Origin of the sequence: Rhizobium sp. YTUHZ044, assembly GCF_051123975.1 — a bacterium.
GTDB lineage: Bacteria > Pseudomonadota > Alphaproteobacteria > Rhizobiales > Rhizobiaceae > Rhizobium.
Window position 1 is genome coordinate 4,343,184 of the sequence record NZ_CP101426.1, and the last position, 26,817, is coordinate 4,370,000.

The following is a 26,817-nucleotide window of genomic DNA, read 5'->3' on the forward strand; positions in this document are numbered from 1 at the left end:
AATCAAGTCTTAAAACAATACTTCGGAAGGGAATCGGCGGGAAGAGAGCGGCCAAAAAATAAGCCGCGGCATTTGTCAATGCCGCGGCTTCTACATCTTGTGGATATTGATGGTGCCATCAATATCTGTAGTGGTCGGACTTGAACGGACCCTGAGGCTTCACGCCGATATAGGCGGCCTGCTCTTCACTGAGCTGGGTCAGCTTCACGCCGAGCTTGTCGAGGTGAAGGCGTGCGACCTTCTCATCGAGATGCTTCGGCAGGATGTAGACCTTGTTCTCGTACTGGCCGGGCTTTGTGAAGAGCTCGATTTGCGCCAGCGTCTGGTTGGTGAAGGAAGCCGACATCACGAAGGACGGATGGCCGGTCGCATTGCCGAGGTTGAGCAGACGGCCTTCGGAGAGAAGGATGATGCGGTTGCCCTTGGGGAACTCAATCAGGTCGACCTGCGGCTTGACGTTGGTCCACTTGAGGTTACGCAGCGCGGCGACTTCGATTTCGTTGTCGAAATGGCCGATATTGCCGACGATCGCCATGTCCTTCATCTGCCGCATGTGGTCGATGCGGATGACGTCCTTGTTGCCTGTCGTGGTGATGAAGATATCGGCCGACGAAACGACGTCCTCGAGCAGCACGACTTCATAACCGTCCATCGCCGCCTGCAGAGCGCAGATCGGATCGGCTTCGGTGACCTTGACGCGGGCGCCGGCGCCGGAGAGCGACGCAGCGGAACCCTTGCCGACGTCACCGTAACCGCAGACGACGGCAACCTTGCCGGCCATCATCACGTCGGTGCCGCGGCGGATGCCGTCGACCAGCGATTCCTTGCAGCCGTATTTGTTGTCGAACTTCGACTTGGTGACGGAGTCGTTGACGTTGATCGCCGGGAAGGGCAGCAGGCCCTTCTGGCTGAGCTGGTAGAGGCGGTTGACGCCGGTCGTGGTTTCCTCGGTGACGCCCTTGATGGCATCGCGCTGCTTGGTGAACCAGCCCGGGGAAGCGGCAAGGCGCTTTTTGATCTGGGCGAAGAGGATTTCCTCTTCTTCGGAATGCGGGTTGGAGAGCACGTCCTCGCCGGCTTCGGCGCGGGCGCCGAGCAGGATGTACATGGTGGCGTCGCCGCCGTCATCGAGGATCATGTTGGAAAGGCCGCCATCGGCCCACTGGAAGATCTTGTCGGTATAGACCCAATAGTCTTCGAGCGACTCGCCCTTGATGGCGAAAACCGGAACGCCGGCGGCGGCGATCGCGGCTGCGGCATGGTCCTGCGTCGAGAAGATGTTGCACGAGGCCCAGCGGACTTCGGCGCCGAGCGCAACCAGGGTTTCGATCAGCACGGCCGTCTGGATGGTCATGTGCAGCGAACCGGTGATGCGTGCGCCCTTCAGCGGCTTTGCGTCGCCGAACTCGGCGCGGCACGACATCAGCCCCGGCATTTCGGTTTCGGCGATCGTAATTTCCTTGCGGCCGAAATCCGCAAGCCCGATATCGGCGACGACATAATCTTTTTCAGTGCTCATAGAGGTCTCCAGGCTGAAAAACGTCTCAAAAATTGGCGCAGGCGCAAGCAAGCGCACGGCATATCAGCCGTTTAGCAGGCTTCGCCTGGGATGGCAATAAGGATATAAAGAAGTCTTTATATGTTTATATGAACTCGGCCGAGCTCACATTTCTTCGCCGAACTTGTTCTGGATCAGCTGATCCAGGGCCTCCAGGGCTTCCTGAGCCTGGCTGCCGCTTGCCGAGACGACGACGCTGGACCCGGGGCTTGCGGCAAGCATCATGAGGCCCATGATTGAGGTGCCGCCGACCGTCATTCCATCTTTGGAAACGGTGATGGCTGCATCGAAATTCTCGACCATCTGCACGAATTTGGCGGAAGCGCGAGCGTGAAGGCCGCGCTTGTTGATGATAAGGAGTTCCCGGGAAAGCGATGTCATGAAGCGCCGTTATTTTCCGCTGAGCACGCGGCTCGCGACATTGATATATTTCCGCCCGGCTTCGGAAGCCTCCACCAGCGCCTTCTCCATGTTGTTCTCGCCGCGGACGCCGGCGAGCTTGATCAGCATCGGCAAGTTCATGCCGGCAATGACTTCGGTGTGGCCGCTACTCATGACCGAGATGGCGAGGTTAGATGGTGTGCCACCGAACATGTCGGTCAAGATGACGACGCCATGACCGTCATCGGCGCCGGATACGGCTTGCAGAATGTCCTGCCGTCTCTGGTCCATATCGTCTTCGGGGCCAATACAGACCGTCTCGATAAATTTCTGAGGACCGACGACGTGCTCGACAGCATGACGAAACTCTTCAGCCAGCTTGCCATGAGTGACAAGCACAAGTCCGATCATGATATTACTGCTCCCATATACGCAAACGGTGGCTGAGATATCGCAATGCAGCAATTTCGTCCACCGGTGGCGGCACATCTTGGCTATGAAAAGCCGAAGTGCAAGATAAAAATGCAAACATATAAGGCGGATTGATCAATCCGGAAGCCTTTCAGCATCCGATGTCAGGCGCTTTCGCCATCAGGATCGCCAGCGGTGAGGCAACATTTGTGAGCAACCGCAATGCGGGAAGCGAAAAACCAGGGGCAAGACTGACGATTTCGCCCTCCGCAGGGACGCGGTTTTCACCGGAAGCGCTGCCCGGAAGCACGGCATAGTGCATGGTTGCCGGGGACACGTGATCCTGCCGGACGATGCCGGTGCCGCGAAGTTCGATGAGCCCGGCGATCGACGGCGGGCAGGTGGCAATCACCGACCCGGCTTTTTCCGATAGGAGGACCTGGTCGTCGGCGACCAGCGCCGTAAAAAGACCCAGCCGGCGGGCTTCGGTCATGCAGGTGAATGCCAGCATCGACTTTCCCCAGCCGGAGGGCCCGCTGAACAGCAGCCCCGTCCTGCCCACGACAATCGCCGTCGCATGGATGGTGGGAGCCGGCTCGCTCATGCGGCGGCATCGAGCGGAAGGGCGAGGATGAAGCGCGCGCCGAGCACGCGCCCGTTCTCGCCATCGGTGATGTTCTCCGCCCTCAGCGAACCGCCGTGGGCTTCGGCGATCTGGCGGCTGATCGAAAGGCCGAGGCCGGAATTCTGGCCGAAACCTTCCGATTCCGGACGGTCCGTGTAGAAACGCTCGAAGATGCGGTCGATATTTTCCGCCTGAATGCCGGGGCCGTTGTCTTCGATGGTGGTGACGCAGCGTGACCGTGTGCGTACCAGCCGCACGGTGATCTTGCCGCCCTTCTCGGGCACGAAGGAGCGGGCATTCTCGATCAGATTGGTGACGATCTGGCCGATGCGCAGATCGTGGCCGTTGACGACGAAACGGGTTTTGATGTTCGGCTTGCGTTCCACCGTATACTCGATCTCCACCTGCTTCTTGCTTCCCCTGATCTGGCGGGACACGTCGATCAGGTCGCGCAGCAGCACCTCCATGTCGACAGAGCCGGCATCGACGCGTGCGAGTTCGGCATCGAGCCGCGAGGCGTCTGATATATCGCTGATCAGGCGGTCGAGGCGGCGGACATCGTGCTGGATGACATCAAGCAGCCGTTTCTTGGAATCCTCCGACCTGGCGAGCGGCAGTGTTTCAACGGCGCTGCGCAGTGAGGTCAGCGGGTTCTTGAGCTCGTGGCTGACATCGGCGGCAAAGCTCTCGATCGCGTCGATGCGGTCATAGAGCGCCGTCGTCATCTCGCGTAAGGCGATGGAGAGGTTGCCGATTTCGTCCTGGCGGGCGGAAAAGTCCGGAATTTGCTCACGTGTCTTGGCGCCGCGGCGAACGCGGATGGCGGCGGCCGAAAGACGTCGCAGCGGATTGGCGATCGTCGACGAGAGCACCAGCGACAGCAGTACGTTGACGAGCGTCGCCACACCGAAAACCCGCATGATCGCCAGCCGTTCGGCATGAACGATGTTGTCGATGTCGCCGGCTTGCGTCGACAACAGCAGCACGCCGAGCACGGCACGGAAGCGCTGGATCGGAACGGCGACGGAAACGATGAGCTCGCCTTTCTCGGTGGTGCGCACGACTGCGCCGCGCACGCCGGTCAGCGCGTTCATCACCTCGGGATAGATCGAGCCGTCGCCGCCCGGTGCTTCCTTGTAGAGCGGCAGATTGCCCGGCTGCAGCGCCTTGTTGAACAACGTCGCAAACCAATCGCTCCAGGTCTGCTTCTCTTCTTCGACCGGCGGCAGGTCGAAGCGCAGCACCTGGCCGCGCGAATAGAGGTGGCGCGAATCGAGCAGCAGATTGGCGTCGGCATCGAAGATGCGCGCGCGTGTGCGTGTTGGCGAGATCAGTCGGCGCAGGACCGGCGCGACCTTTTCCGGATCAATCGGAAATTCCAGATCCTCGTCGTTCGGCACCGGGGTGATGCTCTGGCCGGCCTGCAGTTCGAGCAGCTTTTGCGGATCGATGGTGATCGAGTTCGTATCGACTGACGCGGAGGCCGAAACGGCGCCGGCAATGATTTCACCCTGCGTCAACAGGCTTTCGGCGCGGGCGTCGATCAAGCCTTCGCGAAACTGGTTGAGATAGAGAATGCCGCCGACGAGCACCACAAGCGCGACGAGGTTGAAGAACAGGATGCGCCGCGTCAGGCTCGAAAACACCGCATTGCCGAAGATGCGGCGGATCAGCGTGAAGGGATGCGACCAACGGCGGCCTCGGACGCGACGGGTGCTCACGCCCTCCGCATCGTCCAAATCCCTTTCCTGCACCAACTGTGCCAATGACAGGCCCTTTCGAAAGGTTGGGCCGGATAAACCGGCCGGCAACCTTCAACATTTCCAGCTGTGCCGCTCGGGCTCAGGCTGCTTCGCGGAAGCGGTATCCCACTCCGTAGAGTGTTTCAATCATATCAAAGTCGGTATCGACCATCTTGAATTTCTTGCGCAGCCGCTTGATGTGGCTGTCGATGGTCCGGTCGTCGACATAGACCTGTTCATCATAGGCTGCATCCATCAGCGCGTCGCGGCTTTTCACGACGCCGGGGCGCTGCGCCAGCGAATGCAGAATCAGGAACTCGGTCACCGTCAGCGTCACGGCCTCACCCTTCCAGGTGCAGGTATGGCGCTCCTGGTCCATGACGAGCTGCCCGCGCTCCAGCGAGCGGGCCTGCTGCACCGCGCCGGCCTTCGGCGCACCGCTGGGGCTCGTGCCGCCGGCGGCTGCGGCTTCGCGGCTCGAGGCCCGACGCAGGACGGCGCGGACGCGTTCCACCAGCAGGCGCTGCGAGAAAGGCTTGGTGATGAAATCGTCCGCCCCCATCTTCAGGCCGAACAGTTCGTCGATCTCCTCATCCTTGGAAGTGAGGAAAATGACCGGAATATCCGATTTCTGCCGCAGGCGGCGCAACAGTTCCATGCCGTCCATGCGCGGCATCTTGATATCGAAGATCGCCAGCTGTGGCGGTCGCGCCAGAAGGCCGTCGAGCGCCGAGGCACCGTCCGTATAAGTCTCGACCTTATATCCTTCGGCCTCCAGTGCGATCGACACCGAGGTGAGGATGTTGCGGTCGTCGTCAACGAGCGCGATTGTCGCCATAGCATTGGTCTCCGTCATCAGTGCGCAATCTCCCGGATTTTGGTCGTCCCCAGGCGGTCTCAATGACCGGATGCGCTTATGGAGGATAAAGGTGGAACAAATTGTGGCAAAGATAAAGGGGAAGATTGTTGTAAAATTCCCCGGCATCTCAAAGTTGTAGGTGGAAATGTTTCAACGCGGCTCTTCAAACGATTTAAAAAGAATGAAACAAATTTAAATCGATTAATTATTTGATATTACTATATTTTCTCAATTTTTGTCTCTTGTCTTTTAAAATTTCTCCCCGTATTTTCCCGCATGGTTTTAACGGCAACGAGCCTGAGCAAAGGGAACTAGCCATGGAAAAGTTCGGAGTTCATAACCCGGCAACGGAGCTTGCAACGGTTGGATTGGGCGGCGCAGCCAGCGTCCGCTATAACTTTTCCGCCGCAGCGCTCTATGAAGAAGCGATCCGCCGGGGTGAAGCCGAACTGACTGCTCAGGGCGCGCTTCGGGCCCTCACCGGTCAGCATACGGGCCGTTCGCCGCGCGACAAATTCGTCGTTCGCGACACCAATACCGATGGTCAAATCTGGTGGGACAACAACAAGCCCCTCTCGCCGGAGCATTTTGCCCTGCTGCGCGACGATATGCTGGCGCATGCAGCGGGCAAGGATCTGTTCGCTCAGGATCTCGTCGGCGGCGCCGAGGAAGGCCACGCCCTGCCGACCCGCGTCATCACCGAATTCGCCTGGCATTCGCTGTTCATCCGCAATCTGCTGATCCGCCCCGAGGAGGCGGCGCTGCCGACCTTCGTGCCGAAGCTGACGATCATCGATCTGCCGAGCTTCAAGGCCGATCCGGCCCGTCACGGCTGCCGTTCGGAAACGGTGATCGCCTGCGATCTCACCAACGGTCTCGTTCTCATCGGCGGCACCTCCTATGCCGGCGAAATGAAGAAGTCGGTCTTCACCGTGCTCAACTACCTGCTGCCGGCCAAGGGTGCCATGCCGATGCACTGCTCGGCAAATGTCGGTCCGGACGGTGACGCGGCTGTCTTCTTCGGTCTTTCCGGCACCGGCAAGACGACGCTTTCGGCCGATCCGGCCCGCACGCTGATCGGTGACGACGAACACGGCTGGAGCGAAAACGGCATCTTCAACTTCGAAGGCGGCTGCTACGCCAAGACCATCCGCCTTTCGGCTGAGGCCGAACCGGAAATCTACGCAACGACGCAGCGCTTCGGCACCGTGCTCGAAAACGTTGTCCTCAACGAACGGCGTGAACCCGATTTCGATGACGGTTCGCTGACTGAAAATACCCGTTGCGCCTACCCGATGCATTTCATCCCGAATGCCTCGGAAACCGGCCGGGCCGGGCATCCGAAGACGATCATCATGCTGACGGCCGATGCCTTCGGCGTCATGCCGCCGATCGCGCGCCTGACGCCCGATCAGGCGATGTATCACTTCCTCTCCGGGTACACCGCCAAGGTGGCCGGCACCGAAAAGGGTGTCGTCGAGCCGGAAGCGACCTTCTCCACCTGCTTCGGCGCGCCCTTCATGCCGCGTCATCCGGCCGAATACGGCAACCTGCTCAAGGAGCTGATCAGCCGCCACGGCGTCGAGTGCTGGCTCGTCAACACCGGCTGGACCGGCGGCGCCTACGGCACCGGAAAGCGCATGCCGATCAAGGCGACGCGTGCCCTTCTCGCTGCCGCCCTCAGCGGCAAACTCGGCCAGCTCGAATTCCGCACAGACACGAACTTCGGCTTTGCCGTGCCGGTTTCCGTCGATGGCGTCGACGGTGGCATTCTCGATCCGCGCTCGACCTGGGCCGATAAGGCAGCCTACGACGCGCAGGCCGAAAAGCTGGTCTCGATGTTCATTGCCAACTTCGCCAAGTTCGAAGGTCACGTCGACGGCGGCGTTCGCGATGCGGCCCCGGGCGTAAAGGTGGCCGCCGAATAAGAAGCGCAAGCAATTCCAGCAAAAGTGTGCAGCGGTTTTGCGCGCGGAATTGCGCTAGACAAAATCTCTGATTCACGTGAAACCCGGTATTGCAGGATTGCCGGGTTTTCTCGTTGAGGGCCAATTTTCAATTGGCGGCCGATATGAGATAGAACGCCGCATGGCCAGTGACGCGCTCTACATCGATGACAGGATCACCATCGCGGGATGGGAACTGACGGAACAATTCGTTCTGGCGGGCGGCCCCGGTGGGCAGAACGTCAACAAGGTTTCGACCGCGGTCCAGCTGTTCTTCAACATCGCCAATTCGCCTTCCCTCAATGATCGCGTCAAGGCCAACGCGATCAAGCTCTCCGGTCGGCGCATGTCGAAGGAGGGCGTGCTGATGATCGAGGCGAGCCGCTTTCGCAGCCAGGACCGCAACCGCGAGGATGCCCGCGAGCGGCTGAAGGAACTGATTCTGGAGGCAGCCAAGCCGCCGCCGCCGCCGCGCAAGAAGACCAAGCCGACCAAAGGTTCGGTCGAACGCCGCCTGAAGGAAAAATCCGGCCGCTCGGAAGTCAAAAAAATGCGCGGCCGGCCCGGCGGCGGTGAATGACATGCCCGAGCTCCTGAACGGCATCCGGTATCTGCCCGGCTATCTTGACCGGGCGCGCCAGGAGGAATTGGTCGAGGTGATCCGTGCCGTGGTCACCGAGGCGCCGCTCTATGTGCCCGTCATGCCCGGCACCGGCAAACCGATGTCGGTCAGGATGACCAATTGCGGGCCGCTCGGCTGGGTGACGGACAAGGAGCGGGGCTATCGTTATCAGCCGACGCATCCGGCAACCGGCGGGCCCTGGCCTTATATGCCGCAGCAATTGCTCGATATCTGGAATGACGTTTCGGGTTATGAGAAGCCGCCGGAGGCTTGCCTCGTCAATTTCTATTCCGACGACGCCCGCATGGGCCTGCATCAGGATAAGGACGAGAGGGATTTGCAGGCGCCGGTCGTCTCGATCTCGCTCGGCAACAGCTGCCTCTTCCGGGTCGGCGGCCTCAACCGCAATGATCGCACGCTGTCCTTCAAGCTTGCGAGCGGCGATCTGGTCGTGCTGGGCGGTGAGGGGAGGCTTTGTTATCATGGCGTCGACCGGATCTACCCCGCGACATCGACGCTGTTGAAGAACGGCGGCCGCATCAATCTGACGCTGCGCCGCGTTCGTTCGTGAAAATTGATCGCCTGCTATAGTTTTCTGAGTGCGACCTGTTCGATCAGATGATCCTTGCCCTTTTTCAGGATGAGATCGGCGCGCGGCCGCGTCGGCAGGATGTTCTGGCGCAGGTTCTTCAAGTTGATGTTCCTCCAGAGATCTTCGGCGATTTCAAGCGCTTCCGCATCGGTGATCGAGGCGTAGCGATGGAAATAGGAGTTGGGATCGCGGAAGGCGGTTTCACGCAGCCGCATGAAGCGCGTCACATACCAGTTGTGGATCTGGTCTTCCGCGGCATCGATGTAGATCGAGAAGTCGAAGAAGTCGGATACCATCGGCACGATCTTGCCGTCGGCCGGCAGGTCGCGCGATTGCAGCACGTTGATGCCTTCGAAGATCAGAATGTCGGGACGGTCGACGATCTTGTATTCGTCCGGCAGCACGTCATAGACGAGATGCGAATAACACGGCGCCTTCACATCGGGCCGCCCGGCCTTGATCGCCGAGAGGAAGCGCAGGATCGCGCCCGTATCATAGCTTTCCGGGAAACCCTTGCGCTGCATCAGCTTTTCCCGCTGCAGCACCGCGTTCGGGTGGAGGAAGCCGTCTGTCGTGATGAGATCGACCTTCGGGCTGGAAGGCCAGCGCCCCAGGAGCTCCTTCAGGATACGGGCTGTGGTCGATTTTCCCACAGCGACCGAGCCGGCGATGCCGATGACGAAAGGCGTTTTCGTGACATCCGACATGCTGAGGAAGCGGTTGCGCTGGTCGAACAGCATCTGCGAGGATTCGACATGCGACGAAAGCAGGCGCGACAGCGAGAGGTAGATGCGCCGGACCTCGTCGAGATCGATCGGGTCGCCCATTGAACGCAGCCGCTTGACCTCGTCGCCGGTCAGCGTCAGCGGCGTGTCGGCGCGGAATTTCGCCCATTGCCCGGAAGAGAAGAAATGGTAGGGCGAATAGGATTCAGACTGGAAGTGATCCAATATCTCCGGCACCCCGATAATCTCAGTCGCGATACTCATGAACTCTGCCGGCTGGCCTTTTCCTTGAGACCGGACTGCGCGGTTCTGCGCTCGAGTTCGGCCATGACATTCTCTAGCGGTATTTCAGCAATCTTCAATACGACCAATAGGTGATAGAGCAGGTCGGCCGCCTCATAGGTCAGATTGTCGCGATCGCCTGTCACCGCCGCCATCACCGCTTCGATGGCCTCCTCGCCGAGCTTCTTCGCCGCCTTCGGCTGGCCGGCGGCCACGAGTTTGGCTGTCCAGGACTGCTCCGGTGAGGCTTTCGATCGCTCTTCGACGATGCGTTCGAGGTCGGAAAGGGAAAATCCGCTCATTGTCTGCTCTCAGGGTTCAGTCGAGACGCATGTCGATGCCGCACTTCGACATATAGTGTTTTGCCTCGCCGACAGTATAGGTGCCGAAGTGGAAGATCGATGCGGCCAGCACGGCATTGGCATGGCCTTCCTTCACCCCGGCGACGAGATCGTCGAGGTCGCCGACACCGCCGGACGCAATGACCGGCACACGCACCGCATCGGCGATCGTCCGCGTCAGCTCCAGGTCGTAGCCGACCTTGGTGCCGTCGCGGTCCATGGAGGTGACCAGCAGTTCGCCGGCCCCGCGCGCCACCATCTTCCGCGCGAATTCGACGGCATCGATGCCGGTCACGTTGCGGCCTCCATGCGTATAGATTTCCCAGGCGCTGAGATTGTCGCCGCCGACCGCTTGCGTGCGCCTGCGCTTGGCGTCGATCGAGACGACGATGCACTGGTCACCGAACTTGTCGGCCGCCTCGGCGACGAAATCAGGATTGCTGACAGCTGCCGAGTTGATCGACACCTTGTCGGCGCCGCACAGCAAGAGCTTGCGGATGTCGGCGATGGTTCTGACCCCGCCTCCGACCGTCAGCGGCATGAAACATTGATCGGCCGTGCGCGACACGACATCGAAAATCGTTTCGCGATTGTCCGAGGACGCGGTGATGTCGAGGAAACAGAGCTCGTCGGCGCCGGCCGCGTCATAGGCCTTCGCCGCTTCGACCGGATCGCCGGCATCAACGAGATTGAGAAAATTGACGCCCTTGACGACGCGGCCGTCCTTGACGTCGAGGCAGGGAATGACACGAGCCTTGAGGGTCATTTACGCAGTCTCCTTGGCCCTGTTGGCCTTGATCAGCGCCAGCGCTTCCTTGGGGTCGATGCGACCGTCGTAAAGCGCCCGGCCGGAAATCGCTCCTTCCAGCTTCTGCGCGTCGGGCTGCAGCATGCGCTTGATATCGTCCATGGAGGCCAGGCCGCCCGAAGCGATGACGGGAATGGAGACGGCATCGGCGAGTTCCAGCGTCGAGCTCCAGTTGATGCCGGTCAGGATGCCGTCGCGGTCGATATCAGTGTAGATGATCGCGGCAACGCCGGCGCCCTCGAATTTCCTGGCAAGCTCGATAATGCCGAGTTCGGAAGCTTCAGCCCAACCCTCGACCGCCACCTTGCCGCCCTTGGCATCGATGCCGACGGCGACGCGGTCGGGAAACTTCCGGCAGGCCTCGATGACCAGCTGAGGATTTCTGACGGCGACGGTGCCGAGGATGACCCGCCGCAACCCCCGCGACAGCCAGGCTTCGATGTGGTCGAGCGTGCGGATGCCGCCACCGAGCTGCACCGGATTTTTCGTCGCCTTCAGGATCGTCTCGACGGCGTCGCCATTGGCCGAATGTCCCGCGAAGGCGCCATCGAGATCGACCACATGCAACCATTCGAAGCCCTGGTCTTCGAAGGATTTCGCCTGGGCGGCCGGATCGGTGTTGTAAACCGTCGCCTGCTGCATGTCGCCGAGCTTCAGGCGAACGCATTGGCCGCCCTTCAGATCGATCGCGGGAAAAAGAATCATGTCGTCTTACGTCCGTAGAGTGATCGCCGCCATCAGCGCATTCCACGCATCTACGATATCCGAGCGGAAAAAGACAGCGGCAATGGCGGCCGCGCTCAAAAGCAGCAGAAGCAGCAGGATGACGATGAAGCCGGCACGCACCTGGCGCCAGAAACCGAGGCGCTTCTTCACCGATTTCTCGATCTCGCGCACCCGCCGCAGGGCGTCGCTGTTGACGGCGGCGAGCCGGATATCTGGCTCCATCGCCTCCACATAGGTCTCGGCATAGCTCGAAAGAATCTGCGAGGCGCGATCGCGCAGAGTGTTGCGCAGGTCGGTGGAGAGATAGTTGCTGGAAACTGCGGCAAGCTCGGCCTCATTGGGCGAACGACCGGCATTCCGCTTGCGATAGCTGACGACGAAATCGCGCTTCTGCCGCTCGTAAAGGGCGTAGGCAAGCAGGCCGATCAGATCGTCTTCGCCTTCGATATAGAATTCCAGCACGGCTTCGGTGATATCCCCGGCGTTGATCCCATTGGCGCGCAGCTGCGAATTCTCGTTGCCGGCAAGGAATTCGTGGATCATCGGTCCAGCCTTTCTTTCAATGCCTTGGCCGCGTTGGAAAGCGCTCTTTTATGGAGGGCTTCGTCGACACGACGAATGATCGTCCCGTCGGGAAGCCGGATGTCCGAGAAGGGAGGCAGACTCTCCCTGGAGGGCCGCAGCATATAGAACACCTTGCCTGATTTCTGCGAAGCCGGCATCGAGCGCACTCCTGTTCCTCCCTTTCCATAAAGAGGAAATAAGGCGCAGGTATTACGGATTCCAGCGCAGGAAATTGGCGATCAGGGCGAGGCCGAGCTTCTGGCTCTTTTCCGGGTGAAACTGGGCGCCCACCATGTTGTCGCGCCCGACGAGGGCGGTCATCGGCCCGCCGTAATCGACGGTCGCAATGACATCCTCGGGGTTTTTGGCGGCAAGATGGTAGGAATGCACGAAATAGGCGTGCAACCCCTGCGTCCCGGTGGGAATGCCGTCGAACAGCGGATGTTCGCGCTTCAGGTCGAGCGTGTTCCAGCCGATTTGCGGAATCTTCAACGAGGGATCGTCAGGCGTCATCTCGATGACGTCGCCTGGGATCCAGCCGAAGCCGTGTGTTACGGTTTTCTCGAGGCCACGCGACGACATGAGCTGCATGCCGACGCAGATGCCGAGGAAAGGCCGCGCCTTATTCTCGACAGCCTCGATCAGCACCTCGCTCATCCCGGGCACGGCATCCAGGCCGCGCCGGCAATCGGCGTATGCGCCGACGCCGGGCAACACGATACGATCGGCCGCAGCAACGTCCTCCGCCTTATTAGTGAGATCGATATGGGCATCGATGCCCGCCTCGCGCGCGGCCCGCTCGAAAGCCTTGGTCGCCGAACGAAGGTTGCCGGAACCGTAGTCGATAATCGCGACGCGCATCGTCAGCGTCCTCCATCAAAACCAAAGAGACCAAGAGATGTCGCTTGGCCACGCAGCCTGTTTGCACCGGGCTTGTTCTGCCAATCCGGTGCGACCGTATCGTCACTGCCAGCAGGCACCGTCTTGTCCGCAAAATAGACCTGCTCGGCAATATCGAGCTTATCGGCTGCAATGAGGGCGTCCTCGTTCCAGCCCTTGGCGGCAAGATTGCGGATGCGAAAGTTCTGGCCTTCGAGACCGACCACTATATTCACGCCCAGCATGATCGCCGCACCCGCCGGTCCCAGACCGGGTTCGTCCATCAGTGCGCCGCCGATTCCCTGTAAGAAAAACGCCGCAGCCGCATGCAGCCATAGCCGGTGCACCAGAAGCCAAGCCCATGGAAACAGGAGGCCGAGCCAGGTGAAACCGTCGCGAATCGTGCGCACCTCATCGGTCGCTACGCTCGCGCCGCCCGGCGGTGTCAGGAAAATATAGCTGGAGGTCATTGTCGCCGCTCCCTGAGGGGCTCAGACGAGCGTGCCCTTCGTCGAGGGAACACGGCCCGCCTGTCTCGGATCGATCTCTGTCGCCGTGCGCAATGCGCGGGCGACCGCCTTGAAGCATGTCTCGGCAATATGGTGGTTGTTGGCGCCATAATGGTTGAGAATATGCAAGGTGATGCCGGCGTTCTGGGCGAGCGCCTGGAAGAATTCGCGCACGAGTTCCGTGTCGAAGGTGCCGATCTTCGGCGCGCTGAAGGCGACATTCCAGACGAGGAACGGGCGACCCGAAAGATCGACCGCCGCCTTGGTCATCGTCTCGTCCATGGCGAGATCGATCGAAGCATAGCGTGTGATGCCTCGGCGATCGCCGAGCGCTTTCGAGATCGCCTGGCCGATCGCAATGCCGGTATCTTCGACCGTATGATGATCGTCGATATGCAGGTCGCCCTTGGCTTCGATGTCCATGTCGATGAGCGAATGCCGCGAAAGTTGGTCGAGCATATGGTCGAAGAAGCCGACGCCGGTCGAAATCTTCGATTTGCCGGTGCCGTCCAGGTTGACGGAAACGGAAATCGACGTCTCGTTGGTCTTGCGGGCAACGCTGCCCGTTCGGCTTGCTTCGGTCTCGGCCATGTGGCCCTCCATCGGAATAAGGCCGTTCCTTATCAGTCGCATCGGCAAATATCCAGAAGCCGCGGAGGAGAAAAGCCCCCATTTGCAATCGGCTCAGGCCTGCTTACATAGGGTTCAACAAGGACCGGCATGCGGTCTCGCGTAAAGGCCCGCCTCATGGGCAGACAGGTGTTTTATGACAACAATCATTACAGTTCGAAAAGGCGGCAAGGTGGTGATGGCGGGCGATGGCCAGGTGAGCCTCGGCCAGACCGTCATGAAGGGCAATGCGCGCAAGGTGCGGCGCATCGGCAAGGGCGAAGTCATCGCCGGTTTCGCCGGCGCCACCGCTGACGCCTTCACCCTGCTCGAAAGGCTTGAAAAGAAGCTGGAACAATATCCCGGTCAGCTGATGCGCGCCGCCGTCGAACTCGCCAAGGACTGGCGTACCGACAAATACCTGCGTAATCTCGAAGCCATGATGCTCGTCGCCGACAAGTCGATCACGCTGGCAATCACCGGCAACGGCGATGTTCTGGAGCCCGAACACGGCACGACGGCGATCGGTTCTGGTGGCAATTTTGCCTTCGCCGCCGCCCGTGCACTGATGGATAGCGACAAATCGGCCGAAGAGGTCGCCCGGCGCGCCCTCGAGATCGCCGCCGACATCTGCGTCTACACCAACCACAATATTGTGGTGGAATCGCTGGATGTCGAAGGCTGAATACCAGGCCTTTCGGCTGCCGCCGCGGCTGACCTGCCGCGGCGAAACAACGAATTGCGGCCGGGCCGATGGCTCCGGACCGCCAGGAGAATGATACGCAATGACGACCTTTTCCCCCCGCGAGATCGTTTCCGAGCTCGATCGCTACATTATCGGCCAGCATGATGCCAAACGTGCCGTCGCGATCGCGCTGCGCAACCGCTGGCGTCGCCAGCAGCTCGACCCGAGCCTGCGCGACGAGGTCATGCCGAAAAACATCCTGATGATCGGCCCAACCGGTGTCGGTAAGACGGAGATCTCCCGGCGTCTGGCAAAACTCGCCGGCGCCCCTTTCATCAAGGTCGAAGCCACCAAGTTCACCGAAGTCGGTTATGTCGGCCGTGATGTCGAGCAGATCATCCGCGATCTGGTCGAGGTCGGCATCGGCCTAGTGCGCGAGAAGAAGCGGGCCGAGGTGCAGGCCAAGGCCCATGTCAGCGCCGAGGAGCGTGTGCTCGATGCGCTGGTCGGCACCACCGCTTCGCCCGCCACCCGCGAAAGTTTCCGCAAGAAGCTCAGGGACGGCGAGCTCGATGACAAGGAAATCGATATCGAGGTGGCCGATGCCGGTTCTGGCATGGGCGGCTTCGAAATACCCGGCATGCCGGGCGGCAATATCGGCGTGCTCAACCTGTCGGAAATGTTCGGCAAGGCGATGGGCGGACGCACCAAGAAGGTGCGCACGACGGTCAAGGCCTCCTATACCGATCTGATCCGCGATGAATCCGACAAGCTGATCGACAACGAGGTGATCCAGCGCGAGGCCGTCCGTTCCACCGAGAACGACGGCATCGTCTTCCTTGACGAGATCGACAAGATCGCCGCCCGCGACGGCGGCATGGGCGCCGGCGTTTCACGCGAAGGTGTCCAGCGCGACCTGCTGCCGCTCGTCGAAGGCACGACGGTTTCGACCAAATACGGCCCTGTGAAGACGGACCATATCCTCTTCATCGCCTCCGGCGCCTTCCATGTCTCCAAACCCTCGGATCTTCTGCCGGAGCTGCAGGGCCGCCTGCCGATCCGCGTCGAGCTGCGTCCGCTGAACAAGGAAGACTTCCGCCGGATCCTGACGGAGACCGAAGCAAGCCTCATCCGCCAGTATCGAGCGCTGATGGAAACCGAAAATCTGAACCTCGATTTCACCGAGGACGCGATCGACGCGCTGGCCGATGTCGCCGTTCACTTGAACTCCTCGGTCGAGAATATCGGCGCACGCCGGTTGCAGACGGTGATGGAGCGGGTGTTGGACGATATTTCCTACAATGCGCCCGATCGGGCCGGGGCAGCCATCACGATCGATGCAGCCTATGTGCGAGAACATGTCGGCGATCTCGCGCAGAATACCGATCTGTCCCGCTTCATTCTGTGATATCGCCGCACCGGTGCATGGCTTTACCGATGTGAATGCCGCATTCTGTTGACCTCGACTATCGACAGCGGGCCTTTTCCTTTTTAGTGAAGGCCCGTTTTGTTTTCCGCTACGGCATTATTCGGCCAAGATTCTGGTCCAGTCAGCCGCATCGCGAACAGGACGATGAACGGACGGGATAGCGGATCGTGCGACGCCTTTTGACAAGCCTTTTGATTGCCGTTGCCCTGGTGAATTCGAAGCCGGCTTTCGCCATGCAGACGGTGCCGGCGGGCAATCGCCATGCCGAGCAGCCCGATATTCCCGGAGCGTCCGTCCGCCGCACCAAGGGCACCAAGAGCAGCTTCGATCTGAAATATGAGAAGGTCCATGAGCTTCTCGCGACCGATCACGAACTGATGGCAAAGATCCGCAAGGTCTCCAGCGCTTATGGCATCAATCCCATCCATGTCATCGGCGCGATCGTCGGTGAACATACCTATAATGTCGACGCCTATGACCGGCTGCAGGCCTATTACGTCAAGGCCGCCTCCTACGCCGGTGAAAGTTTCCGTTTCGCCTATGACGGCGAGAGCGTCGACGATTTCGTCGCTCGGCCCCAATTTGCCGGGTGCAAGGGCAAGAGTGATTCCTACACGCTCTGGTCCTGCCGGGAAGATGTCTGGGAAAGCGATTTCCGCGGCAAGACCGTCGGCGGCGAGAGCTTCCCCAACAATCGCTTCAGTGCGGTCTTCTTTCAGCCCTTTTACGCCGGCCAGACCTTCGGCCTTGGCCAGGTCAATCCCCTGACGGCGCTGATGCTTTCCGATCTCGTCAGCCGCGTCTCCGGCTATCCGAAGCTGAACGAGAAGAATGCCGGCGCCGTCTACAGGGCAATCATGGATCCCGACATCTCGCTCGCTTTCGTCGCCGCCTCGATCCGCAGATCGATCGACGATTACAAAGAGATTGCCGGCATGGACATCTCCGGCAATCCCGGCCTGACGGCGACGCTTTACAATGTCGGCAATTCCCGTCAGCGTGCCGCGGCGCTGGCCGCGAAAAACCGCTCTTCCGGCGCGACCGTTTGGCCCGAAGAGAATTATTACGGCTGGCTGATCAACGACAAGCTGGACGAACTCAAGGGCCTGCTCTAGCTTCAAGCTTGCCGGGAAGGCGTCGCTCTTCCCCGAAAGGCTTTGACGATGGACATGCGTCCGGATCCCTTCGTTCCGCCGGCACCGCTGCCGCGCACCGTGCCGCCGAGCCGGCTTGATATCATCCGCATCATTCTGCGCAACCCGCTCGAACTCTGGGGCGAGCCCTCCTACACGCTGCCCTGGATCAAGACGAGCTTCTTCGGGCAACACACCCTGATCGTCAACGATCCCGGCTTGATCAAGCACATACTGGTCGACAATGCCGCCAATTACCGCATGTCCGACATTCGCCAGCTGGTGCTGCGGCCAATCCTGCGTGACGGGTTGTTGACGGCGGAAGGCCAGGTCTGGAAGCGATCGAGAAAGGCGGTCGCGCCGGTCTTCACGCCGCGCCACGCCAAAGGTTTTGCCGGCCAGATGCTGCGGCAATCGGAAGATTTTGTCCGCAAATACGCGAACGTCGATGCGGATGGCCAGGACTTCGACATTGCCACCGATATGACTGATCTGACCTTTGCGATTCTTGCCGAGACGCTCTTTTCCGGCGAAATCATTTCGTCGAGCGGCCATTTCGCCGACGACGTCAACCAGCTTCTCCACCGCATGGGCCGCGTCGACCCGATGGACCTGCTGCGCGCGCCCTCCTGGGTGCCGCGTCTCACCCGCATTGGCGGCCAGAAGGTGCTCGAGAAATTCAGGGCGATCGTTCGCGACACCATGGATATGCGTCTGGCGAAGATGAAGGCCGATCGCGCCGCCGCACCGGAAGATTTTCTGACGCTGCTCCTGGAACAGGCCGGTCCGGATGGCCTCACCAAGGAGGAGATCGAGGACAATATCCTGACTTTCATCGGAGCCGGTCACGAGACGACCGCGCGTGCGCTTGCCTGGACGCTCTATTGTGTCGCCAACAGCCCGCATATTCGCGAGGCGATGGAGACGGAGATCGATGCCGTCCTGGCGACTGGAGCCGAACCTGTGGAATGGCTGGATCTGATGCCAGTGACACGGGCGGCCTTCGAAGAGGCTCTCAGGCTCTATCCGCCCGCACCTTCCATCAACCGCGCCGCGATCGCTGATGATCTCTGGATAAACGCCAAGGGCGAAAGGATCGAAATACCGGCCGACATCACCGTGCTCATCATGCCCTGGACGCTGCATCGCCACGAACTTTATTGGGAAAAGCCGCGCGCCTATATGCCGGAGCGCTTCCTGCCGGAAAACCGCGGCAGCATCGGCCGGTTCCAGTTTCTGCCGTTCGGCGCCGGCCCGCGCGTCTGCATCGGCGCGACCTTCGCGCTGCAGGAGGCGGTGATCGCACTGGCGGTCATGATGCACCGTTTCCGTTTCGATCAGACGGCAGCCACCAATCCCTGGCCGGTGCAGAAGCTGACGACTCAGCCGCAGAACGGGCTTCCCATGCGCGTGACGTCGCGCATAATTTCCCGAACGGCATAAATCTTTCGAACCATTGCAGAATTGACTGTGAATGAAAGGCGGGCAAAGTGGCAGCATTCACAGGCGTTGCCAAGGAGAATATCGCATGAGCCGCATTGATAAGAACGGTCTTGCCATCGAAACCGTCCTTCACGATTTCCTGATGCAGGAGGTTCTGCCGGGTCTGGCGATCGATGTGGACAGATTCTTTGCCGATTTTTCGGCAATCGTCCACGATCTCGCCCCACGCAATCGCGCACTGCTGGCCAAACGCGACGAGCTGCAGACGAAGATTGATGACTGGTATCGCCAGCATGGCGCCCCGTCGGATATGGACGAATATCAGTCCTTTCTCCGCAGCATCGGCTACCTCCTGCCGGAAGGGTCAGACTTCCAGGTCTCAACCGGAAACGTCGATCCCGAGATCGCCTCCATTGCCGGTCCGCAGCTCGTCGTTCCCGTGATGAATGCCCGCTACGCCCTGAACGCCGCAAACGCTCGCTGGGGCTCGCTCTATGATGCGCTCTATGGCACCGACGCCATTCCCGAGAGCGACGGCGCCGAGAAGGGCAAGGGCTATAATCCAAAGCGCGGCGAAAAGGTCATCGCCTGGGTGCGAGATTTCCTCGATACGGCGGCGCCGCTACAGGACAGCAGCTGGAAGGATGTCGGCAGCTTCGCCGTTAAGGACGGAACGCTCGTTATTAGATCGGTCGACGGCGAGCAGACAATGCTCAGAGACCGCGGGCATTTTGCCGGCTATCGCGGCGATGCCGCGGCGCCGAGCCATGTTCTCCTGAAGAACAACGGCATTCATATCGATATCGTCATCGATCCGACAACGGCGATCGGTAAGGCCGATCCGGCCCATATTTCCGATGTCTGGCTGGAATCGGCGATCACCACGATCATGGACTGCGAGGATTCGATTGCCGCCGTCGACGCCGAGGATAAGGTCATCGTCTATCGCAACTGGCTCGGCCTGATGAAGGGCGATCTGCAGGAAGAGGTGGCAAAGGGCGGAACGACCTTCGTCCGCAAGCTCAACCCGGATCTGGACTATACCGGCCCGGATGGCACTTCGTTCGAAGTACATCGCCGTTCGTTGATGCTGGTGCGCAATGTCGGCCACCTCATGACCAATCCCGCGATCCTCGACAAGGACGGCAACGAAGTGCCTGAGGGCATCATGGATGCCGTCATCACTGCTCTGATCGCGCTTTACGATATCGGTCCCGCCGGCCGGAAGAAGAATTCCCGCACCGGCTCCATATATGTGGTGAAGCCGAAGATGCATGGGCCAGAAGAGGTCGCCTTCGCCGTCGAGATTTTCTCCCGGGTTGAAGACGCGCTCGGCATGGCGCGCAACACCATCAAGATGGGCATCATGGACGAGGAGCGGCGCACGACGGTCAACCTCAAGGAGTGCATTCGTGCCGCCCGCGAGCGCGTCGTCTTCATCAATACCGGTTTCCTCGACCGCACCGGCGATGAGATCCACACCTCGATGGAAGCCGGTCCGATGATTCGCAAGGGCGATATGCGCCAGGCAGCGTGGATATCGGCCTATGAGAACTGGAACGTTGATATCGGCCTGGAATGCGGCCTTTCCGGCCATGCGCAGATCGGCAAGGGCATGTGGGCGATGCCGGACCTGATGGCGGCGATGCTGGAACAGAAGATCGCCCATCCCAAGGCCGGCGCCAATACCGCCTGGGTGCCTTCGCCGACGGCTGCAACCCTGCATGCCACCCACTATCACCGCGTCAACGTCGCCAAGGTCCAGCAGGGGCTGAAGGACCGTGCTCGCGCCAGACTGTCCGACATTCTCTCCGTGCCGGTTGCGGTGCGGCCGAACTGGACGCCGGAGGAAATCCAGCGAGAGCTCGACAACAATGCTCAGGGTATCCTCGGCTATGTCGTGCGCTGGATCGATCAGGGCGTCGGCTGCTCGAAAGTGCCCGACATCAACAATATCGGCCTGATGGAGGATCGCGCGACCTTGCGCATTTCGGCCCAGCACATGGCAAATTGGCTGCATCACCAAGTCGTCACCGAAGCTCAAATCGTCGAAACGATGAAACGCATGGCTGCCATCGTCGACCGACAGAACGAATCCGATCCGGCCTACCGCCCAATGGCCGGCAATTTCGATGATTCGATTGCCTTCCAGGCCGCCCTCGATCTCGTCCTGAAGGGCAGGGAGCAACCGAACGGCTATACGGAACCGGTGCTTCACCGCCGCCGTCTCGAGCTCAAGGCGAAACAATCGGCGTGACCGAGAATACGAAAAGGCCGCCGGGACGACAGTCCGGCGGCCTTTTTTACACCGAATTCGGTATCTACCTTACTGGATGACGATGACCTTGGAGGTCCCCTTGCCGGGGCGGACGCGGCTGTAGAGGTCGATGACGTCCTGGTTCATCAGGCGAATGCAGCCCGAGGAAGCGGCGGTGCCGATCGAAGCCCATTCCGGCGTGCCGTGCAGGCGGAACAGGGTGTCCTTGCCGTCGTCGTTGAAGAGATACATGGCGCGCGCGCCGAGAGGATTGCTGAGACCGGGGCCCATGCCCTCCTCGACGTATTTGGCGACGTCGGGGCGGCGTTCAGCCATTTCCTTCGGCGGGTGCCAAGTCGGCCATTCCTGCTTCCAGGCGACATAGGCGGTGCCGGCCCATGCGAAGCCCTGCTTGCCGACGCCGATGCCGTAGCGCATCGCCTTGCCGTTCGGCAGGATGTAATAGAGGAAACGCTCGCGCGTGTTGACGATGATGGTGCCGGGACGCTCGGTGGTCTGGTAGCTGACGACCTGGCGGCGGAACTGCGGCTTGACCCTGTCGATCGGGATCGCCGGCAGGGAGTATCCGGCATCCTTCGTCACGCCATAGGCGTCGTTGAAGATTTGAGCTGTCTGTACCGTCGGGCCTGCGCCCTTGTCGTCGACGGATGCGCTTTCGGAATTAGTGGAGCAGCCGGCCAGTGCGAGCGTCGTCAGCAGGCCAAATACAGGGAATGCATTGCGGATGCGCATAGATAACTCTTGAAGTTTTTGGGCGAGGAGAACAGTCTTTCGACCATCGTTGATTATGGTTTATTTTCGATTAACTTGCGCTTTGCAAGGCTACTGTGGCGCGACGAATTCGTCTGCTGCGCAAATTAAAAGCGCATGGTTTTTTTGCAACAACACACACGGCTCTGCGACGGTTATCCATGACGATTTTGAGCGTTTACAATAACAATCCGTTAATCGATGGCCGGCAATCGGACAGGGCCATGATGGTGCGGCGCGGGACGCAGATATTGCTGCATGAAATGCGCCATGCCGTGCTACCCGAACTGCCGCTCGCCAGCGGCCGCCGCGCCGATCTGATCACGCTTTCGGAAAAGGGCGAAGTCTGGATTATCGAAATCAAGACATCGATCGAGGATTTCCGGGTGGATCGCAAATGGCCGGAATACAGACTGCATTGCGACCGCCTGTTCTTTGCGACACATGAAGGTGTGCCGCTCGACATCTTTCCGGAGGAATGCGGGCTCTTCCTCTCGGATGGCTATGGCGCCCACATGATTCGCGAGGCGCCGGAACACCGCATGGCACCAGCCACGCGCAAATCCGTCACGCTCAGTTTCTCGCGCGCCGCCGCGCAAAGGCTGATGATGGCCGAATGGGCGAACGGAAAACCGTTCACCGTGGATGATGTCTGACGAAGGTTTCGTCTATTTCGGCGCGCGTTTGGCAAGGATGCGCTGCAGCGTTCGCCGATGCATGTTGAGCCGGCGTGCCGTTTCCGAGACATTGCGCTCGCACATTTCATAGACCCGCTGGATGTGTTCCCAGCGCACCCGATCGGCCGACATCGGATTCTCGGGAAGTTCCGCTTTTTCACCCGGCCGTTGCGTCAGCGCCGAAAAGACATCGTCGGCATCCGCGGGCTTGGCCAGATAATCGACGGCTCCAAGTTTTACGGCCGTCACCGCTGTTGCGATATTGCCGTAGCCGGTCAGCACGATGATCCGGGTATCGTCGCGCCGCTGGCGGATCGCTTCGATGACGTCAAGCCCGTTGCCGTCGCCGAGGCGAAGGTCGACCACCGCATATTTCGGCGGCCTGCTTTTCGATTTCGCAACACCTTCCGCCACTGAGTCGGCCGTCTCCACCTCGAAGCCGCGCGTCTCCATCGCCCGTGCAAGACGGCGCAGGAACGGCCCGTCATCGTCGACGATCAGCAAGCTGGCGTCGGGCCCGATATGGTTTTCGTCCGATGCGGCGAAATTCTCGTGATTCTGTTCTGTCATCGTCTCGGGTCCCGGCGGTTGCGCCTGATCCTGGTCAACCGTTCTCATTCTACTTATGCCCACAAACTCATTTTGTCGAATTTGCGTCGATCAGCATTCGCGGCCATTCGATGCGGATGCGCGCGCCGGCTCTTTCCGGCTCGCGGTTCTCGAAAACCAGCGATGCGCCCGAGCGCTCCAGCAGCGTCTTGGCGATGAAAAGTCCGAGCCCGAGGCCGCCGGCCGTATCTTCCTTCTGCCGCCTGGTCACATAGGGCTCGCCGATTCGCGTTAGGATGTCAGGCGAATAACCATTGCCGTCGTCCTCGATGACGATCAGCACTTTGTCGTGATCGTGTTCGACGGTGATGGTCACCTTCTCCCTGGCATAATCGACGGCATTTTCGATGAGGTTTCCGAGCCCGTACATGATGCCGGCATTGCGGTCGGTGACCGGCTCGTTCTTGCGCGGGCTTTTTTCGATGAGCTCGAGCGTGATGCCGAATTCCCGGTGCGGCGCGACGACCTCTTCGATCATCGAGGAAAGCGGTAGCCGGCGCATATGCGCCTCGCCTTCGGAGGAGAGCGTCGTCAGCCGCCGCAGAATATCACGGCAGCGTTCGCTCTGGCTCCGCAGCAGCATGACATCCTCGCGGAAGCGATCATCGTCCTTGAGCTCGCGTTCCATTTCCTTGGCGACGACGCTGATCGTGGCAAGCGGCGTGCCGAGTTCATGAGCGGCGGCCGCAGCCAGGCCGTCAAGCTGCGAAAGATGCTTTTCCCGCTGCAGCACCAGTTCAGTCGCGGCCAGCGCATCGGCAAGCTGGCTTGCTTCCATCGAGACGCGATAGGCATAGAAGGCGGCAAAGGCCATCGTCGAGGCGATCGAGCACCAGACGCCGAACTGCATGACGTTATGGACATTGATCTCGACCCCGTCGAACCAGGGCAGCGGGAAAGGCGAAAAGGCAAGCACGGTAATGCAGGCCATCGCAAAGCCGATCAGCGCCGTGCTGTAGCGGATCGGCTGTGAGGCAAAGGAGATGATAACAGGCACGCAGACGAGTGCGGCGAAGGGATTGGCGAGGCCCCCGGTGATGAAGAGCAGCGCGCAGAGCTGCAGGAGGTCGAAGCCGAGCAGCGCGAAGGCGGCGGGCGGCTCCAGCCGGTGCGTCGGCGGATAGCGGATCGTCAGGTAGAAATTCACCCAGGCGAGGGCGGCGATCAGCGAAGAGCTGGCGATCAGCGGCAAGGGAAATTTCAGCCAGAAGGCGACGATGAACACTGTCAGCGCCTGGCCGCCGACCGCAAGCCAGCGCAGCCGCACCAGCGTCTGCAGCCGCAGCCTGCGGCTGCTGTGCCGGTCTTCCAGCGTATGGCTTTGCGTCTTGTCGATCACGCCGGGCTTGTCGATCATGCCGGGGCTCCTTGATGGCTCTCATGTACCACGTGGTTTTGCCCGTGTCGTCGGCAACGCCTCTTCTGGCCGCTCCGGCCAGGGATGGCGGGGATAGCGCCCGCGCATCTCTGCGCGTACGTCCTTCCACGAGCCCGCCCAGAAGCCGGGCAGGTCGCGCGTCGTCTGGATCGGCCGGTGCGCCGGCGACGTCAGCTCCAGGAGCAGCGGCAGGCGGCCTCCGGCGACCGCTGGATGTTGTTTGAGCCCGAACAACTCCTGCACCCGGATCGTCAAGACCGGCTCCTCACCCTCATATTGGATAGGATGTCTTTGACCGGTCGGCGCCTCGAAATGCGTCGGCGCAAGCCGGCTAAGATCGCGCTGCAGCTCGTGCGGCACCAGCGACATCAGCCCGTTCGAAAGCCCTGCCGCAGAAATCTCGGAGAGGCTTCGGGCGTCTTCCTGGAAGGGAGCAAACCATTCCTCCAGCCGGGAAAGCAGAGCATCGTCGCTGACATCGGGCCAGGGATCACCGATCGTCCGATAAAGGAAACCGATCCGTTCGCGAAGCTGCAGGGCTTCCTTCGAGAAGGCGAGCTGATCGAGCCCCAGTTCGCGCACGCCCTCCATCAGCGCCTGAGTGACGGCGGCCCCGGAGGGACGCGGCAACGGCGTCTCTTCGAAGACGATCGAGCCGAGCCGGGTTGCCCGCCGCGCTCGCACCTGCCGGCTTTGGCGGTCGAAGAATGTCTGGTCATCGGTTCTGATCTCGCCAGGCAGTTCGGCCTCGATATCCGCACGCGTCACTTCGGCCGCCGCCAGAATCCGCCCCTGTGCCGCACGCCCGGTGAGATCGGCGATGACGAGCATCTGGCTGCCGGCGAGCCTCTCGGTTTCCGGCAGTTCCGCTCCCCGCCCGTTCGCCATGACGAATCGCCCGCGCCCGCCGCGCTGAAGCGCGATCCGATCCGGGAAAGCATGCAGCAGCAGCTGACCCGCCAGTACAGGTGCGGCAGTGGTGACGGTATCGAGGCCGGCGGCCAGCCGCCCCGCCAGCCGCCGCGAGGCGTCGGCTCTTTCGCCGCGCTCGGCCTTGAAGCGCCGCAGCCGGTCCTCAATGTCGACGCTCGGTCCGCCAAGCCCCTGTTCGGTCAGGAGCAGGGCAATCATCGCCGCCTCCCGGGCATGGCCCGACTCGCCTGATGAAACGACCATGGCGGCAAGCCGCGGCGGCAGAGCGAGATTGCGCATCATCTTACCGCGGACGGTCAACGCGCCATCCTTGTCGAGCGCTCCCAACTGGCCGAGCAGCGCCCGTGCCTCCTTAAGCGTCGTTTCCGGCGGCTGATCGACGAAGGCAAGAGATGCCGGATCCTGGACGCCCCAATGGGCGAGATCGAGCACCAGGCCGGCGAGATCGCTGGAGAGGATCTGCGGCGGCGTGAAAGCCGGCAGTGCCGCCGTCTGCCCCTGGTGCCAAAGCCGAATGGCGATGCCAGGCTCCGTTCGTCCCGCGCGGCCGGCCCGCTGATCGGCGGAGGCCCGCGACACCCGCACCGTCTCGAGCCGTGTAATCCCGGTCGAGGCTTCGAAGACCGGCAGACGCTGCAATCCGCTGTCGATCACGATTCGGACGCCGTCGATGGTGATCGAGGTTTCGGCGATCGAGGTGGCGAGGACGATCTTACGCGTCCCCTTCGGCGCTGGCCGGATCGCTGCATCCTGCTCCTTCTGACTGAGATTGCCATAGAGAGGCGCAATCAAGGTTTCAGGGCCGAATCGCCCCTGCAGGCGCTCCACGGTGCGCGTGATTTCCGCCTGGCCGGGCAGGAAGGCGAGGATAGAGCCGTCCTCGTCGGCATGTGCCTCGATAATCGCCCGCGTGACGGCATCCTCGATGCGCTCGCCGCCAGGCCGGTCTTGATAGCGGATATCGATCGGAAAGCTGCGCCCCAGGCTCTCGATGACAGGCGGATGATCGAGCAAGGCGGCCACACGCTCCACGTCGAGCGTCGCCGACATCACCAGGATGCGCAGATCCTCGCGGAGCGCTGATTGCACGTCGAGCGCCAGCGCCAGCCCGAAATCGGCATCGAGCGACCGCTCATGGAATTCGTCGAAAAGCACGGTCGAGACGCCGGTCAGTTCTGGATCGTCGAGGATCATTCGGGCGAAAACCCCTTCGGTCACCACCTCGACCCGGGTCGCCGCCGATATCCTGCTGTCGAGGCGCATGCGGTAGCCGATCGTCTCGCCCACCTGCTCGCCGATGAGTGACGCCATCCGGCTTGCTGC

28 protein-coding genes (1 of these 28 cut by a window edge) are annotated in these 26,817 nt (G+C 61.0%); 9 read left to right on the plus strand and 19 right to left on the minus strand.

Translation table 11 applies throughout. From position 1 onward, the window contains the following. Positions 1-118 precede the first annotated feature (118 nt). The 6 genes from ahcY to NL154_RS21220 all read right to left on the minus strand — a co-directional run bounded on the left by ahcY (position 119) and on the right by NL154_RS21220 (position 5,555). Positions 119-1,519 (minus strand): adenosylhomocysteinase, encoded by a 1,401-nt coding sequence (gene ahcY / locus NL154_RS21195; protein ID WP_088391285.1) that lies wholly within the window; start codon positions 1,517-1,519, stop codon positions 119-121. Positions 1,520-1,663: 144 nt separating this feature from the next. After that, positions 1,664-1,939: an HPr family phosphocarrier protein gene (locus tag NL154_RS21200; RefSeq protein WP_011423436.1), complete on the minus strand. Its 276-nt coding sequence runs from the start codon at positions 1,937-1,939 to the stop codon at positions 1,664-1,666. Positions 1,940-1,948: 9 nt separating this feature from the next. Continuing rightward, on the minus strand, positions 1,949-2,350 hold the full coding sequence (locus NL154_RS21205; protein WP_011423437.1) for a PTS sugar transporter subunit IIA: 402 nt from the start codon (positions 2,348-2,350) through the stop codon (positions 1,949-1,951). A gap of 151 nt (positions 2,351-2,501) precedes the next feature. After that, positions 2,502-2,954: an HPr kinase/phosphorylase gene (locus tag NL154_RS21210; RefSeq protein WP_210632820.1), complete on the minus strand. Its 453-nt coding sequence runs from the start codon at positions 2,952-2,954 to the stop codon at positions 2,502-2,504. Further along, positions 2,951-4,741 carry a sensor histidine kinase gene (locus tag NL154_RS21215; protein WP_210632821.1) on the minus strand — a complete coding sequence of 597 codons (1,791 nt, stop codon included), beginning with the start codon at positions 4,739-4,741 and terminating at the stop codon, positions 2,951-2,953. The genes NL154_RS21210 and NL154_RS21215 overlap by 4 nt, the downstream gene beginning before the upstream one ends. A 76-nt stretch (positions 4,742-4,817) precedes the next feature. Continuing rightward, complete coding sequence (locus NL154_RS21220; protein ID WP_210633055.1) at positions 4,818-5,555, minus strand: response regulator transcription factor; 738 nt, start codon at positions 5,553-5,555, stop codon at positions 4,818-4,820. A 338-nt stretch (positions 5,556-5,893) separates the two neighbouring features. Here NL154_RS21220 and NL154_RS21225 point away from each other — a divergent pair, with 338 nt between their 5' ends. From NL154_RS21225 to NL154_RS21235, 3 genes are all read left to right on the plus strand, one after another. Then, positions 5,894-7,504 (plus strand): phosphoenolpyruvate carboxykinase, encoded by a 1,611-nt coding sequence (locus tag NL154_RS21225; protein ID WP_210632822.1) that lies wholly within the window; start codon positions 5,894-5,896, stop codon positions 7,502-7,504. Between the two features lie 160 nt (positions 7,505-7,664). Continuing rightward, complete coding sequence (gene arfB, locus NL154_RS21230; RefSeq protein ID WP_210632823.1) at positions 7,665-8,102, plus strand: alternative ribosome rescue aminoacyl-tRNA hydrolase ArfB; 438 nt, start codon at positions 7,665-7,667, stop codon at positions 8,100-8,102. A 1-nt stretch (position 8,103) separates the two neighbouring features. Next, entirely contained in the window at positions 8,104-8,715 is a 612-nt protein-coding gene (locus NL154_RS21235; protein WP_210632824.1) for an alpha-ketoglutarate-dependent dioxygenase AlkB family protein, read from the plus strand. Between the two features lie 14 nt (positions 8,716-8,729). Here NL154_RS21235 and coaA read toward each other — a convergent pair whose 3' ends face one another. From coaA to hisB, 9 genes are read right to left on the minus strand one after another with little or no spacing between them, the layout of a single operon-like run. Next, positions 8,730-9,725, minus strand: coding sequence for a type I pantothenate kinase (coaA, locus tag NL154_RS21240; RefSeq protein ID WP_210632825.1), 996 nt, complete (start codon positions 9,723-9,725; stop codon positions 8,730-8,732). After that, a complete protein-coding gene (locus tag NL154_RS21245; protein ID WP_085776452.1) occupies positions 9,722-10,045 on the minus strand; it encodes a phosphoribosyl-ATP diphosphatase in 324 nt (107 codons plus the stop codon). The genes coaA and NL154_RS21245 overlap by 4 nt, the downstream gene beginning before the upstream one ends. A gap of 16 nt (positions 10,046-10,061) precedes the next feature. Then, positions 10,062-10,850, minus strand: coding sequence for an imidazole glycerol phosphate synthase subunit HisF (gene hisF / locus NL154_RS21250; RefSeq protein ID WP_434733310.1), 789 nt, complete (start codon positions 10,848-10,850; stop codon positions 10,062-10,064). Continuing rightward, positions 10,851-11,597 carry a 1-(5-phosphoribosyl)-5-[(5-phosphoribosylamino)methylideneamino]imidazole-4-carboxamide isomerase gene (gene hisA / locus NL154_RS21255; protein WP_221146306.1) on the minus strand — a complete coding sequence of 249 codons (747 nt, stop codon included), beginning with the start codon at positions 11,595-11,597 and terminating at the stop codon, positions 10,851-10,853. Between the two features lie 6 nt (positions 11,598-11,603). Then, positions 11,604-12,161 (minus strand): hypothetical protein, encoded by a 558-nt coding sequence (locus NL154_RS21260; protein ID WP_210632827.1) that lies wholly within the window; start codon positions 12,159-12,161, stop codon positions 11,604-11,606. Further along, complete coding sequence (locus NL154_RS21265) at positions 12,158-12,340, minus strand: hypothetical protein (RefSeq protein ID WP_434733311.1); 183 nt, start codon at positions 12,338-12,340, stop codon at positions 12,158-12,160. The genes NL154_RS21260 and NL154_RS21265 overlap by 4 nt, the downstream gene beginning before the upstream one ends. A 52-nt stretch (positions 12,341-12,392) precedes the next feature. Continuing rightward, entirely contained in the window at positions 12,393-13,043 is a 651-nt protein-coding gene (gene hisH / locus NL154_RS21270) for an imidazole glycerol phosphate synthase subunit HisH (RefSeq protein ID WP_221146308.1), read from the minus strand. Positions 13,044-13,045: 2 nt separating this feature from the next. Continuing rightward, entirely contained in the window at positions 13,046-13,531 is a 486-nt protein-coding gene (locus tag NL154_RS21275) for a DUF2628 domain-containing protein (protein ID WP_434733312.1), read from the minus strand. 21 nt (positions 13,532-13,552) lie between these two features. After that, entirely contained in the window at positions 13,553-14,161 is a 609-nt protein-coding gene (gene hisB, locus NL154_RS21280) for an imidazoleglycerol-phosphate dehydratase HisB (RefSeq protein WP_210632831.1), read from the minus strand. A gap of 175 nt (positions 14,162-14,336) precedes the next feature. Here hisB and hslV point away from each other — a divergent pair, with 175 nt between their 5' ends. From hslV to NL154_RS21305, 5 genes are all read left to right on the plus strand, one after another. Beyond that, complete coding sequence (gene hslV / locus NL154_RS21285) at positions 14,337-14,864, plus strand: ATP-dependent protease subunit HslV (RefSeq protein WP_210632832.1); 528 nt, start codon at positions 14,337-14,339, stop codon at positions 14,862-14,864. Between the two features lie 100 nt (positions 14,865-14,964). After that, complete coding sequence (gene hslU / locus NL154_RS21290) at positions 14,965-16,272, plus strand: ATP-dependent protease ATPase subunit HslU (protein WP_210632833.1); 1,308 nt, start codon at positions 14,965-14,967, stop codon at positions 16,270-16,272. Between the two features lie 188 nt (positions 16,273-16,460). Further along, on the plus strand, positions 16,461-17,408 hold the full coding sequence (locus NL154_RS21295; RefSeq protein ID WP_210632834.1) for a DUF1402 family protein: 948 nt from the start codon (positions 16,461-16,463) through the stop codon (positions 17,406-17,408). Between the two features lie 48 nt (positions 17,409-17,456). Continuing rightward, on the plus strand, positions 17,457-18,869 hold the full coding sequence (locus NL154_RS21300; protein WP_210632835.1) for a cytochrome P450: 1,413 nt from the start codon (positions 17,457-17,459) through the stop codon (positions 18,867-18,869). Positions 18,870-18,954: 85 nt separating this feature from the next. Beyond that, entirely contained in the window at positions 18,955-21,126 is a 2,172-nt protein-coding gene (locus tag NL154_RS21305) for a malate synthase G (RefSeq protein ID WP_210632836.1), read from the plus strand. A gap of 69 nt (positions 21,127-21,195) precedes the next feature. Here NL154_RS21305 and NL154_RS21310 read toward each other — a convergent pair whose 3' ends face one another. Then, the gene (locus tag NL154_RS21310) at positions 21,196-21,879 is read right to left on the minus strand and encodes a L,D-transpeptidase (protein WP_011423457.1); all 684 of its coding nucleotides are present in this window, start codon (positions 21,877-21,879) and stop codon (positions 21,196-21,198) included. A 179-nt stretch (positions 21,880-22,058) separates the two neighbouring features. On the opposite strand from NL154_RS21310, the gene NL154_RS21315 reads away from it, so the two are divergent. Then, entirely contained in the window at positions 22,059-22,553 is a 495-nt protein-coding gene (locus NL154_RS21315; RefSeq protein ID WP_011423458.1) for an MmcB family DNA repair protein, read from the plus strand. A 12-nt stretch (positions 22,554-22,565) separates the two neighbouring features. On the opposite strand, the gene NL154_RS21320 is transcribed toward NL154_RS21315, so the two are convergent. From NL154_RS21320 to hrpB, 3 genes are all read right to left on the minus strand, one after another. Beyond that, positions 22,566-23,144 carry an ActR/PrrA/RegA family redox response regulator transcription factor gene (locus tag NL154_RS21320; RefSeq protein ID WP_434733313.1) on the minus strand — a complete coding sequence of 193 codons (579 nt, stop codon included), beginning with the start codon at positions 23,142-23,144 and terminating at the stop codon, positions 22,566-22,568. Positions 23,145-23,211: 67 nt separating this feature from the next. After that, on the minus strand, positions 23,212-24,540 hold the full coding sequence (locus NL154_RS21325; RefSeq protein ID WP_210632838.1) for an ActS/PrrB/RegB family redox-sensitive histidine kinase: 1,329 nt from the start codon (positions 24,538-24,540) through the stop codon (positions 23,212-23,214). A 21-nt stretch (positions 24,541-24,561) separates the two neighbouring features. Then, a protein-coding gene (gene hrpB, locus NL154_RS21330) for an ATP-dependent helicase HrpB (RefSeq protein ID WP_221163903.1) crosses the window boundary here: on the minus strand, positions 24,562-26,817 show its 3' portion. It continues 210 nt past the right edge of the window; only the last 2,256 of its 2,466 coding nucleotides appear in the window; its start codon lies beyond the right edge, outside the window; the stop codon is at positions 24,562-24,564.